This window comes from Vibrio sp. 10N.222.48.A3, assembly GCF_041475345.1.
Taxonomy (GTDB): Bacteria; Pseudomonadota; Gammaproteobacteria; order Enterobacterales; family Vibrionaceae; genus Vibrio; species Vibrio tasmaniensis_A.
The window spans coordinates 1-1129 of sequence record NZ_JBFRVX010001452.1 but is presented as its reverse complement, the minus strand read 5'-3'; the positions used below and the strand labels follow the sequence as shown (position 1 = coordinate 1129).

Genomic DNA, 1129 nt, shown 5'->3' with positions numbered 1-1129 from the left:
GTTTACAAAGAACAATGCCAATCACTACTCGATTTCATTGACAGAAGCTCACATGTTGATGGACGCGGCAGAAGTGCCGAAGTTCCATCAACGTAAGCAGCATGCTGACAACAAACCATGGATTATCAACGTACAAAACCAAAAGGGCGGTACGGGTAAATCAATGACGGCAGTTCACTTAGCTGCGTGCTTATCTCTAAATTTGGACAAGCGCTACCGTATCTGTTTGATTGACTTGGATCCACAAGGCTCTTTGCGTCTGTTCTTAAACCCACAAATTAGTGGTGCAGAGCATGACAGCATTTATTCTGCAGTTGATATCATGTTGGATAATGTGCCAGAAGAGCAGGATGTTGACCTAGAATTCTTGCGTAAGAACGTGCTGTTGCCAACTCAGTATCCTAATTTGAAGACTATTTCAGCCTTCCCAGAAGATGCGATGTTTAACGCTGAAGCATGGCAAAGTCTGTCTAGAGATCAGTCACTTGATATTGTTCGTCTTTTGAAAGAAAAGCTTATCGACAAAATCGCCGATGATTTTGATGTGATCATGATTGATACTGGACCACACGTGGACCCGTTAGTGTGGAATGCAATGTACGCGTCGAACGCACTTTTAATACCATGTGCAGCCAAGCGTTTGGACTGGGCTTCAACGGTTAACTTCTTCCAGCACTTGCCAACGGTTTATGAAATGTTCCCGGACGATTGGAAAGGGCTTGAGTTCGTTCGTCTAATGCCAACGATGTTTGAAGACGACAATAAAAAGCAGGTATCAGTTCTGACTGAGATGAACTACCTGTTGAATGACCAAGTAATGATGGCCACGATTCCAAGAAGCCGCGCCTTTGAAACTTGTGCTGACACTTACAGCACGGTTTTCGATCTGACGGTAAGCGACTTTGAGGGCGGTAAGAAAACTCTGGCTGTGGCTCAAGACGCAGTACAAAAAAGTGCTCTAGAATTAGAGCGTGTATTACATAGCAACTGGCCTTCACTTAATCAGGGATAACAAGAATGGCAATTAAAACATCTGACTTAAATGCAAAGCTATTTGGTAAAGCAAACAAACGTCGCGTAGCTACGCCACAAGAAGCTCAAACTGCGGTAAAAGAGCAAGCTCAAGTGA

1 protein-coding gene and 1 pseudogene are annotated in these 1129 nt (G+C 43.8%); both read left to right on the top strand.

Going from position 1 to position 1129, the window contains the following annotated elements:
* Nucleotides 1–1012: ParA family protein (locus AB4653_RS27060; RefSeq protein WP_372105778.1), on the top strand; the 1012-nt coding region annotated here is incomplete at its 5' end.
* A 5-nt stretch (nucleotides 1013–1017) separates the two neighbouring features.
* Nucleotides 1018–1129 (top strand): annotated as a pseudogene (locus tag AB4653_RS27055) (chromosome partitioning protein ParB); the annotation flags it as partial.